11 protein-coding genes are annotated in these 11,559 nt (G+C 61.3%); 7 read left to right on the top strand and 4 right to left on the bottom strand.

What is annotated here, in order from left to right:
- Positions 1-102: 102 nt before the first annotated feature.
- From MWU54_RS04925 to MWU54_RS04935, 3 genes are all read left to right on the top strand, one after another.
- Positions 103-750 (top strand): pyrimidine 5'-nucleotidase, encoded by a 648-nt coding sequence (locus MWU54_RS04925; RefSeq protein ID WP_247081204.1) that lies wholly within the window; start codon positions 103-105, stop codon positions 748-750.
- Between the two features lie 82 nt (positions 751-832).
- Positions 833-1,063: a hypothetical protein gene (locus MWU54_RS04930; RefSeq protein WP_247081206.1), complete on the top strand. Its 231-nt coding sequence runs from the start codon at positions 833-835 to the stop codon at positions 1,061-1,063.
- 84 nt (positions 1,064-1,147) lie between these two features.
- Positions 1,148-2,338 carry a UbiH/UbiF family hydroxylase gene (locus MWU54_RS04935; protein ID WP_247081208.1) on the top strand — a complete coding sequence of 397 codons (1,191 nt, stop codon included), beginning with the start codon at positions 1,148-1,150 and terminating at the stop codon, positions 2,336-2,338.
- Here the strand turns inward: MWU54_RS04935 and msrB are convergent.
- Both msrB and MWU54_RS04945 read right to left on the bottom strand, forming a co-directional pair.
- Entirely contained in the window at positions 2,335-2,808 is a 474-nt protein-coding gene (gene msrB, locus MWU54_RS04940) for a peptide-methionine (R)-S-oxide reductase MsrB (RefSeq protein WP_247081210.1), read from the bottom strand. The two genes, MWU54_RS04935 and msrB, sit on opposite strands and share 4 nt — an antisense overlap.
- Positions 2,809-2,898: 90 nt before the next feature.
- Positions 2,899-3,768, bottom strand: coding sequence for a sigma factor (locus MWU54_RS04945; RefSeq protein WP_247081212.1), 870 nt, complete (start codon positions 3,766-3,768; stop codon positions 2,899-2,901).
- A gap of 80 nt (positions 3,769-3,848) precedes the next feature.
- Between MWU54_RS04945 and cobS the strand changes: the two genes are divergently transcribed.
- From cobS to MWU54_RS04965, 4 genes are all read left to right on the top strand, one after another.
- Positions 3,849-4,835, top strand: a complete 987-nt coding sequence (gene cobS, locus MWU54_RS04950) for a cobaltochelatase subunit CobS (RefSeq protein ID WP_247081214.1) — start codon at positions 3,849-3,851, stop codon at positions 4,833-4,835.
- A 154-nt stretch (positions 4,836-4,989) separates the two neighbouring features.
- Entirely contained in the window at positions 4,990-6,867 is a 1,878-nt protein-coding gene (gene cobT / locus MWU54_RS04955) for a cobaltochelatase subunit CobT (protein WP_247081216.1), read from the top strand.
- Between the two features lie 72 nt (positions 6,868-6,939).
- Positions 6,940-8,721: an aminopeptidase P family protein gene (locus MWU54_RS04960; protein ID WP_247082178.1), complete on the top strand. Its 1,782-nt coding sequence runs from the start codon at positions 6,940-6,942 to the stop codon at positions 8,719-8,721.
- Positions 8,722-8,783: 62 nt separating this feature from the next.
- The gene (locus MWU54_RS04965) at positions 8,784-9,128 is read left to right on the top strand and encodes a DUF427 domain-containing protein (protein ID WP_247081218.1); all 345 of its coding nucleotides are present in this window, start codon (positions 8,784-8,786) and stop codon (positions 9,126-9,128) included.
- Positions 9,129-9,145: 17 nt separating this feature from the next.
- Here MWU54_RS04965 and MWU54_RS04970 read toward each other — a convergent pair whose 3' ends face one another.
- Both MWU54_RS04970 and MWU54_RS04975 read right to left on the bottom strand, forming a co-directional pair.
- Entirely contained in the window at positions 9,146-10,789 is a 1,644-nt protein-coding gene (locus MWU54_RS04970; protein ID WP_247082180.1) for a chloride channel protein, read from the bottom strand.
- A 127-nt stretch (positions 10,790-10,916) separates the two neighbouring features.
- Positions 10,917-11,537, bottom strand: a complete 621-nt coding sequence (locus MWU54_RS04975) for a TetR/AcrR family transcriptional regulator (protein ID WP_247081220.1) — start codon at positions 11,535-11,537, stop codon at positions 10,917-10,919.
- Positions 11,538-11,559: the final 22 nt, after the last annotated feature.

The raw sequence follows: 11,559 nt of genomic DNA on the forward strand, positions 1-11,559 counted from the left end.
GTCGCGGCTTCCTTTCTGATTTGAAGAACGATAGCGCCCTCGGGACAAAAGACGCAAGCAACCCCATTGCCGCGCCGGTGTCGCGACCCTAGGTTGCCACGCATGGTAAAAGAAGCTTTCGATCACGTCCGTCATTGGGTGTTTGATCTCGACAACACTCTGTATCCCCCTGCGGTGCGTCTTTTCGATCAGATCGAGCTGCGCATGACCCAATACGTCATGGACTCCGTCGGGGTGGATCGGGATGAAGCCGATGCGCTGCGTGTAAAATACTGGCACGCATACGGGACAACCCTTGCCGGACTCATGCGCGAACACGACGTCGACCCTGCACCGTATCTGCATGATGTGCATGACATCGACTTTTCGGTCCTTCCCGAAGACCCGCATCTGGCTGAGCTGATCAAAGACCTTCCGGGCCGCAAGATTGTCTATACCAACGGGTCAGCCCCCTATGCCCAAAGCGTGCTGCGCGCGCGCGGGCTGGATGGGCTGTTCGATGCCATCTACGGCGTGGAACACGCGGACTTTCACCCAAAGCCGGAACGCTCGGCGTTTGAAACGGTGTTTGGCAAGGACGGCGTGACGACGTCCGAAGCGGCCATGTTTGAGGATGACCCGCGCAATCTTGCGGCCCCCCACGAGATGGGGATGCGCACGGTGCACGTGGCCGACGAAGCGGTTAAGGCACCTCACATTCATCACCACACGGATGACCTGAACAATTTTCTTGAACGGCTGATGCGATAACAATCTGCCGCATTGCGGCAATTTGACAGTTTTTGTCAGGCATTTCGAACTTACCTCCCAAGTACATAAAGAGGAGTTTCAAATGTCTGTTTCCGATCCCAACCTGACCACCACGCGCACGCCGATATTTGCAGACGCGCTTAAGGCGGTAAAAGACGGCACACCGGGTGCCATCTACCTCCTGCTGGCCGCGTTTCTGTCGCTGCTTGTCATGGCCGTTATGACATGGGGCGTGGTGGCGTTGGCGATGACCGCGCTGGCCTTTGTGCCAATTGTCATGGTGACCCTGATCCTGATCACGGTCGGAAAGTAAGCCACCGGGAAACCTGCCGCATCGCCCTTCCCCCGCGTTCGCGCTAAATCAGGTATCAACGACGCGCTACATCCGAGGACAGACATGGACTACGACATCGTTGTTTCAGGAGGCGGCATCGCCGGGCTTGCGGCGGCCGCCGCGTTTGGTGCCGAAGGATACACGGTGCTGTGCCTTGACCCGGCCCCACCGGTGACACGCCGCGATGACGACGGCGCGGATTTGCGGACAACGGCGTTCCTGCAGCCTGCGCGCGATTTTCTGGACGAGATCGGCCTTTGGGCGCGTCTGGAACAGCATGCCATGCCCTTGCAGGTGATGCGGATCGTCGATGCAGGCGGCGAAACGGCAGAGCCACGGGTGACAAAAGCGTTCAACGCCTCTGACATTTCTGACCTGCCTTTCGGTTGGAACTTGCCGAACTGGCTGCTGCGCCGCGAATTTGTCGCGCATCTTGACGCACTGCCCTCCGTGACCTTCCGCCCCGGAACAGGCACCACGGCGCTGTTCACGCGCAACGCCGAAGCGCGGGTCACGCTCAGCGATGGCTCAAAGGTCAGGTGCCGACTGGTGATCGCCGCAGACGGGCGCGGCTCCCCGATGCGCCGCGCTGCGGGGATCGACGTGCAAACCACCCGTTTCGGTCAAAAAGCCCTGGCCTTTGCGGTAACGCACCCGATCCCGCACGAAAATGTTTCGACTGAAATCCACCGCACCGGAGGGCCGTTTACCTTTGTACCTTTGCCAGACTTGGATGGATCCCCCTCGTCTGCCATCGTCTGGATGGAAGAAGGCCCCAAGGCCGACGCACTTGCCGCACTCGACGTGGACGCGTTCGAAGACGCAATGAACCAGCGGTCCTGTCACCTGTTCGGCCCCCTGAAACTGGCCTCGCGGCGCACAATCTGGCCAATCATCAGCCAGCAAGCCGACCGTTTGAGCGGCGAACGGATCGCGCTTGTCGCCGAGGCCGCGCATGTCGTGCCGCCCATCGGGGCACAGGGTCTGAACATGAGCCTGACAGACATCCGCGTTCTGCGCGATCTTGCGCGCCTCGACGGTGCGGAGCTTGGATCGCGCAAGATGCTGGATGCCTACCACCAGAAACGCATTGCCGATATCCGGGCGCGGGTTGCCGGGATCACCTTGCTAAATCGGACGTCCATGCTCAGCGCGCAACCGCTGCGGGATCTGCGGGCCAAGGGTCTGGACGCATTGTACACGCTCAAACCTGTCCGCAAGACGCTGATGCAGCTGGGACTGGGCGCGCGTTAAGCCGCGCGAAAGGTCAGGCTGACGCCATTGATGCAATGCCGCTTTCCGGTCGGTTGCGGGCCGTCGTCGAAGATATGGCCAAGATGACTGCCGCATCGGCGACAATGGCACTCGGTCCGCAACATGAAAAACGACCGATCTTGCTTGGTGCCAATCGCATTGGCCTGCGCCTGCCAAAAGCTGGGCCAGCCCGTGCCGCTGTCGAACTTGTGTTCCGAGGAATACAGGGCCAAGTCGCACCCCTTGCAATGAAACATGCCGCGGCGGGTTTCCCGGTCGAGCGGCGAACTGAACGCGCGTTCGGTGCCGTGTTCGCGCATCACTCGGTACTCAGCCGCGTTCAGCATCGCCTTCCACTCCGCGTCCGAGCGTGTGATCTCGAAAGACCCTTTGGATGCGGACACCGCCTTGGCGGATGCCGAAAAGCCCAAAGCGGCGGCGGCGGTTTGCAAAAACTGGCGTCTGATCATCGGATCCTCCTGTGGCAGGTCCAACATGGGTGCTGCGCCCCCGTGATCGCAAGCAAACCCTGCACACAATTGCGCGATCTGAACCGGTGGTCACTGCAGCGGAACAAGCACATCCGTAGACACCGCGAACCACAACACGAGCGCAGCAATAATACCGCCAATGGCATAGGGCCAAAGCTGCTGCCAAAGCGTTTCGCGCCGCTCGCTGAACAGGCTGGCCTGCAACCTGCGCGCCAATTGCGCCGGAGGAGGCGTTTCCGGGATTGAAGCCCGAAGATAATCGGACAGGCCCGCGTGCCAAACCGCCACCTGCCTGGCCAGATCCGCGTCATCGGACATCTGCGCTTCAAACATGACCGCCTCGTCCTCCGGAAGCAGACACAGCGCGTATTCCGCGGCTGGAACAGACGGCTGATCTTCGGTCATCAAAGAACACCCAATGGTCTGCAGCGCTTTTTGCAACGACCGCCGCACCGTGGGCGCGTCCACGTCGGACGCCCGCGCCAGATCGTCATACCCGTCCCCGTTCAGACACACCCGCCGCAACAGCGTGGCGCGGGCCGGTTGCAGCGCCGAAATGCTGGCTTGAAGGCTGTTGTCTTGCTCTGTCGGAGCATCCGAAAGTCCCGCCACACCAAAAAGTTCGCGCGTATCGACCCGGTCTGGCGCGCTATAGCGCACACGCTTTCTTGCGATCGCCGCTGCCCGGATATCGGTCACCACCCGCGCCATTGGCGACAGGTCCGGGCTGCGAAACAGGTCGGCATCGTCCCAGAGGGCTGTAAACAATTCGTGCAGACAATCCTCTGCCTCGGTGTGATCCCCCAGAACGCGCAGCGCCACGGCGAAGAGCTGCGGCGCGGTCAGGTCATATAATTGCTGAAACGCCGACCGGTCGGCCATCGCCACCCGTGCCATCAGCGCGTCAATCTGGTCCGGCAAGTTCATGAGTGAATTCACGCGCCCTTTCCCTTGCTCCTTCCGCAATTATGTTGCACCACACACGCGCAACACGCCCAGTACAGAAGGATGTCCGCAACATGGCCGACGGGACGATCGACATCAACGCCAAACCGACCGAGGAAATACTGGCTCGCGAGGTCTTTGGCATCGATACGGATATGATTGTGCACGGCTTCCCCGAGCGCACAGAGCGCGTGCCGGATATCGACAGCACCTACAAGTTCGACCCCGACACGACGATGGCGATCCTGGCCGGTTTCCGCAACAACCGCCGCGTGATGATCCAAGGCTATCACGGCACCGGTAAGTCGACCCATATCGAACAGGTCGCCGCCCGCCTGAACTGGCCCTGTGTGCGCGTCAACCTCGACAGTCACATCAGCCGCATCGACCTGATCGGAAAGGATGCGATCAAGCTTGTGGATGGCAAACAGGTCACCCAGTTCCAGGAAGGCATCCTGCCCTGGGCGCTGCGCAACCCCACCGCCATCGTGTTCGACGAATACGACGCCGGCCGCGCCGACGTGATGTTTGTGATCCAGCGCGTGCTGGAAACCGACGGCAAGCTGACGTTGCTCGACCAGAACGCCGTTCTGACCCCGCACAAGTACTTCCGCATCTTCGCCACGGCCAACACCGTGGGCCTTGGGGATACGACCGGCCTCTATCACGGCACCCAGCAGATCAACCAGGGCCAGATGGACCGCTGGTCGCTGGTGGCTACGCTGAACTACCTGTCGATTGACGCCGAAACCTCGATCGTGCTGTCCAAGGCACCGCATTACAACACCGAGAAGGGCCGCAAGACCGTACGCCAGATGGTGACGGTCGCGGACCTGACCCGGACCGCGTTCATGTCGGGCGATCTGTCCACGGTCATGAGTCCCCGGACGGTGATTGCCTGGGCACAGAACGCCGAGATTTTCCGCGATGTGGGTTATGCGTTCCGCGTGTCCTTCCTCAACAAATGCGACGAGCTTGAGCGCCAGACCGTGGCGGAGTTCTACCAGCGATGCTTTGACGAAGAACTGCCCGAAAGTGCTGCCAGCCTGAGCATCGCCTGATGGGCGTCGGATCGGCTGCGCCGATCCGATCCGCGCGCGCCTGCGGCGCGCGCGATATGCATATTTGGAAAAAGAAGATGCACTGCAGCGATCCATTGGGGATGGCTGAACTTGCGTCTTGTGGCGCTGCCTGCTTTGCGAAACGATACCCGTTATGAACAAGCCAACAGACAATCCCGCCGATCCGTTCAAAAAGGCATTGGCCGAGGCGACCAAGGTTCTGGCGGACGATCCTGAACTCAGCGTCAGCTATTCGGTGGATCCATCCGGCCTGTCGGGGGATGCCATGCGCCTGCCGCAGGTCAGCCGACGGCTGACCCGTGACGAGGTGATGCTGGCCCGCGGCACCGCTGACGCGCTGGCGATGAACCGTCGCTACCACGATGCAGGCACACATGCGCGTTATGCGCCGCAGGGCGACATGGCCCGAGAGCTGTATGAAGCGATGGAGACCGCCCGTTGCGAGGCGATGGGCGCGCGGGATATGCCCGGCACGGCTGGCAATATCGATGCCAAGATCGGCCACGACGCGCTGCGGCGGGGGTATGACACCATCAAGGAGGCCTCCGAAGCGCCGCTATCGGCGGCTGCCGGATATCTGGTCCGGCATCTGGCCACCGGACGCGACCTTCCTGACGGCGCACAGAACGTGATGGAGCTGTGGCGCGGCTTTATCGAAAACCAAGCGGGTGGAACGCTTGAAAACGTTCAAGACGTACTGGACGATCAGGCCGCCTTTGCCCGCTTCACCCGCGCTGTGATCACCGATCTGGGTTATGGCGATCAGCTTGGCGATGATCCGGACGAACTGGATGACGAGGCCGAGGATCAGGCCGAGGACGGGGCTGACGACGAACAGGAACCTGACAGCACCGGTCAGGATGACGATCAGGATCAGGATGCCGAAGCCAGCCCCGAATCGAGCCAGGAAGACACACAGGATCCGTCGCAGGCACAGGTCTCGATGGACGAGATGGCCGATCAGGAGATGGGCGAAGAAACAGAAATGCCCGAGGGCGAAGCGCCGCTTGAACCGCCGCCCCCTGCCCCGGTCTCTGAGGCCGATCCGGACTACAAGGTGTTCGACGCCACCCATGACGAGGAAATCCTCGCCGAAGATTTGGCCGAGCCGGTCGAGTTGGAACGCTTGCGCGCCTATCTTGATCAGCAGCTTGAGCCCTTGAAGGGTGCTGTGAGCCGATTGGCGAACAAACTTCAGCGTCGTCTACAGGCGCAGCAGAACCGATCCTGGGAGTTTGATCTTGAGGAAGGTATTCTGGATGCCGGGCGACTGGCGCGCGTCGTCGCCAACCCGACGACGCCGCTGTCGTTCAAGGTCGAGAAAGACACCGAATTCCGCGACACGGTTGTGACGCTGCTGCTGGACAATTCCGGGTCCATGCGCGGGCGCCCGATCTCGATTGCCGCCATCTGTGCCGATGTTCTGGCACGCACGCTGGAGCGGTGTTCGGTCAAGGTGGAAATCCTTGGCTTCACCACCCGTGCTTGGAAAGGTGGACAGGCGCGTGAGAAATGGCTGAACGAAGGCCGCGAACAGCAACCCGGACGCCTGAACGACCTGCGCCACATCATCTACAAAGGGGCCGACGCCCCGTGGCGGCGCACGCGGCCCAATCTTGGGTTGATGATGAAAGAAGGTCTGCTCAAGGAAAACATCGACGGCGAAGCGCTTGAATGGGCGCATAAGCGGATGATCCACCGTCCCGAGGCGCGCAAGATCCTTATGGTGATTTCGGACGGTGCGCCCGTAGATGACAGCACATTGTCGGTGAACCCGGCCAATTACCTTGAGAAGCATCTGCGCGATGTGATCGCCATGGTGGAACGCCGCAAACAGGTCGAGCTTTTGGCCATCGGGATCGGCCATGACGTGACCCGGTACTACGAACGCGCGGTCACCATCACTGATGTCGAACAACTTGCGGGTGCCATGACCGAACAGCTTGCGTCGCTCTTTGACAGCGATCCCCGCGCCCGCGCGCGTCTGATGGGGATCAAGCGCGCCGTCTGAGACACCGGTTCCGTGGGTGTGCGACCTCTGATGCTGTGACCGGCAAAAGGAATGACGAAAAAGGCCACCGCCATGTTTCAAAGCTTTTCGGAAACCTCCTCTCCCGCCCAGGGCCCGGCCCGGCTGGCCGCATTGCGGGCTGTTCTGACAGACGAAGGTCTTGACGGGTTCATCATCCCCCGCGCCGATGCGCATCAGGGGGAATACGTGGCCCCAAGGGACGAACGTCTGTCCTGGCTGACAGGATTTACCGGATCGGCCGGGTTTTGCGTGGCGCTGCGTGACAAGGCCGGCGTGTTCGTCGACGGGCGCTACCGCGTGCAGGTGCAGGCCCAGGTGGCCGATGTCTATACCCCGGTCCATTGGCCCGAAACCGGTCTGGGCGAATGGATCGCAGACAACGCGCCGTCAGAGGGGGTGGTCGGGTTCGACCCATGGCTGCATACCGTCAGCCAGTTGCGCGAGCTGGAAAAGACCTCCGGCTCGGTGAGCTTGCGGCGGGTCGACAACCTGGTGGACCGGATCTGGCAAACCCAACCCGCGCCGCCACGCGCGCCGGCCTTTGTGCAACCTGTTGAACTGACCGGCGAGGCCCATGATCGCAAGATCGCGCGTCTGGCGAACGACTTGGGCAAAGCGCAGCACTCTGTTCTGACACTGCCTGACAGCATCTGCTGGCTGCTCAACATCCGCGGCGAAGATGTGCCGCGCACGCCGTTCATGCACGGGTTTGCAATCCTGCATGCCACGGGGTCGGTTACATTGTTTGCGGATCCTAAGAAATGCGAAGGGCTGGGGGATCACTTTGGGTCCTCAGTGACCCTGCAGCCGATTGCAGATTTTCTCCCCGCGCTGGTTCAGCTTGAAGGCACAGTGCAGATCGACCCCGCCAGTTGCCCCGTGATCGTTGCGGACACGCTTTCTGCGGCGGGGCTTGAGATCAAGGAAGCGCAAGACCCGTGCGCGTTGCCGAAAGCCTGCAAAACAGCCGCAGAGTTGCAGGGCGCGCGCGAAGCACATCTGCGCGACGGGGCAGCCATGGCGCGGTTCCTGCACTGGCTTGACACGCAAACCCCGGGCACATTCAGCGAAATTGACGTTGTGACCAAACTGGAAGCCGAGCGCACCGCAACAAATGCGCTGCGGGACATCAGCTTCGACACGATCTCGGGCGCAGGGCCGAATGGCGCAATCGTCCATTACCGTGTGACGGAAAAGACAAACCGCACGGTCGAGGACGGGCTGCTGTTGGTCGATAGCGGCGGGCAGTATGTCGACGGCACGACCGACATCACCCGCACCATTGCCATTGGAACCGTGGGTGACGAGGAACGCCGCGCTTTCACGCTTGTGTTGAAGGGCATGATCGCCATTTCGTGCCTGCGCTGGCCCGTGGGCCTTGCCGGCCGTGATCTGGACGCGCTGGCGCGGGTTGCGTTGTGGGCGCATGGCATGGACTACGCCCATGGCACAGGGCACGGCGTCGGTTCGTATCTGAGCGTACATGAAGGCCCACAGCGGCTGGCGCGCGCGGGCACCGTGCCGTTCATGCCGGGTATGATCCTGTCCAATGAACCCGGCTTCTACAAAGAAGGCGCGTTCGGCATCCGGATTGAAAACCTGATCGTGGTCGAAGAAGCCCCCCGGCTCGACACCCAATCGGTTCCCGAAATGCTGCGGTTTGAGACGATCACCTTTGCCCCGATCGACACGCGTCTGGTCGACGTTGCGCTTCTGACGCAGGACGAACGGACCTGGCTCAACGCCTATCACGCGCAGGTTCTGGACCAGATCGGTCCGCTGGTTGACGGTGCCGTGCACCGCTGGCTGGAAAGCGCCTGTGCCCCGATCTGATCACAACCGCTTACAATTGCTCTGTAACTCCGCTACATCGCACAGAAATAGGGGGTGGAACTATGCATAAACACATAACAATCAGACCAGCCGACGGCACATGGGTCGTGCGCGCTGGCGGTGCCGTGATTGCAGAAAGCAAGAACGCCCTTGAACTGACCGAAGGCGACCGTCCCGGCGTCATCTACTTTCCGCGCGGGGATGTGGCGATGGCGTTCCTCGACACTTCGGATCACAGCTCGGAATGCCCCCACAAGGGCACAGCCAGCTACTACGATATCGTCTCCAAAAGTTCGACCTACGAGAACGCCGTCTGGAGTTACGAGTCCCCCAAGGACGACGTGTCAGAGATCAAGGGCCACCTTGCCTTTGCTCTGCAGGATGGGGTCGCCGTCGAACAGGTGTAGCGTCGCGGCGTTGTTCCTTAGCTGTGTTCTTCCTCAGCGGTGGCTGCCAGCGCGCGGTTATAGGCCTTGAGCGCATCCACATGGAACAACGCCCCTTGCAGCACCGGAGTGTCGTCGGGGCCTTCCAGCCGAACAACCGGCAGGAACGCGACCCCGGATTTGTCAAACAACGGCAAAGCGGTTTCCAGCGTTGCCTGCGCTTGCACGTATAGTCCCTGTTCAATCATCGTGAGGCACGCTGCCTCGTCTGCGGCATGGGCATCGGTTGGCTTGCGCATCACCCCCTGCACCCGGAACATCGCCAACAGATACGCCTGCGGTCCGGCGGCAAGATGGACGTTCCGCCGTTCCAGTTGCGTCAGAAAGAACGACCGATCCACCAGTCGCGCCGACACCGCTGTCGACATCGACACCGACACCATCACCGCAAGCCCGGTTTGCCAGTCACCTGTGAGTTCAAACACGATCAGCGTCGTGGATATCGGCGCACCCAGCACAGCGGCCGCCACAGCGCCCATGCCTGCCAATGCGTAAAGCGTCGATGCCCCCGAATTCTCCGGAAACAATCCTGTCGCAATCAGGCCAAAGGCCAGCCCGGTCAACGCGCCCAGCATCAGCGAGGGCGAAAACACCCCGCCACCCATGCGCCCGCCCAGCGTGATTGCCACAGCCACAACCTTGAGCATCGCAAACACAATCGCCTCGTGCCACAGCAGCGCGCCGGTCAGCGCGCGCGACGTCGTTTCATACCCGACGCCGATAATATGCGGGAACCAGATCGCCAAGGCGCCCAGCATCACACCCGCCACCGCCGGGCGCAGCAGATGCGGCAGATCAAGCCGGTGTTGCACCCGCGACCCCAGATCATCGGCAAGGAACACGGCGCGCATCATGGCAACCGCCACCAATCCACAGACAAGGCCAAGGAGGAAAAATGCAGGCAGTTCCAGATAGAATTCCACCGTTGTTGTGCCCGGCAGGGTAAACTCGGTCACGTCTCCGAAAATCAGCCGGTTGATCACTGTCCCGGCTGCACTGGCCACCACGATGGGCGCAAAGGCATGCACCGCAAAGTGCCGCAGCACCACCTCAAGCGCAAACAAGGCCCCGGCGATGGGCGCGTTGAAGCTGGCCGACACCGCCGCCGCCACGGCGCATCCCAGCAGATCGCGCCCGGTGATCCCATCCGCGCGGATCACGTTCGACACCCACGATGACATCATCGCGGCGATATGAACAACCGGCCCTTCGCGCCCCGAACTGCCTCCCGTGGACAAGGTGATCCACGAACACACCGCAGAGGCAATCCCGGCCCTCTTTTCCACGCGACCATCGTTCAGCGCGGCGCCCTCAATCACATCCGACACCGACCGCACCCGCCCGTCCGGCGTGAAATAATGCAGGATCACACCAACCGTCAGCCCCCCAAGCGTTGGGATCACCAACAGCATCCACCACGGCAACGTGGCGGCATAGCTGTGGATCTCGGTCACGCTGGGTGTGCCGTAAGACGTGGTTTGCAGGAACGTAATCGCCAGACGGAATCCCGTCGCTGCAAGTCCCGCCGCGATCCCGATCAACAACGCGATCAACCAGAACTGAAACTGCGACGGCCCCTTGTGCCGCAGCAAATCCCAGCCGCGCCCGCACTGTTTCTTCATTTCCTGCAATTGCGCTTTCAGCAGCGACGGCATGCCGGGCGGTCCTTTCGACAGGCGCAGCGACGCCACGAACTCTGTGTTTTTCAACGCTTAGCCGAAGCGGTGTCTGGCTCCAACCCTTTGGCGATCAAAGCTTGTGACCGTCAGTGTCAACACCCCCTACCAACGCGAGAAACCGGGCTTCGGCCTGTTTCGCGCGTTGCGTCACAGCATCCTTGGTCAACATTTCAAGCGCACCGGTCGCGCGCCGGATTTGCAGGTCCCCCAGAAGCAGATCGACATACAGACGGGCGTTTTCATTTGGCGTTCCCCTGACAACACCGTGGGCCTGCAAGAGTTCGAAAAGCTGCACGATCAACGGAAACACCCTCCCGCGCCCTTCTTGCGCCAGCACCTGTCCCAGCGCACCGGTCGCATCGGCGCAGGCGGCGCGGTTCAGGGCAATGGCACGGTCGCTCAACAGCATCTCAAGCAGCAAAGGACCAAGGTTCGAGAGCGCCGCGCGCGGCGTTGCAGCCCCATCCAGATAGGTTTGCAATTCGACCGCAACGCGCTCTGCATTTGAAATGATCAGCGCCTCAAACAAACCGGTTTTGTCCCCATACCACCGGTACAACGTTTCATTCGACGCCTTGGCTGCTTTCGCAACGGCCAGCATCGACATGTTCTGAAAGCCCTTGTCCGCCAGCACGCGATACGCCGCTGCTTCGATTTCCGCCTTGCGTGCCGTCCGTGCCGTGTCTCGCAAAACTCATTCTCCGTTTGAGGCT

It is taken from the genome of Marivita sp. S6314, from assembly GCF_023015985.1.
Lineage (GTDB): Bacteria > Pseudomonadota > Alphaproteobacteria > Rhodobacterales > Rhodobacteraceae > Marivita.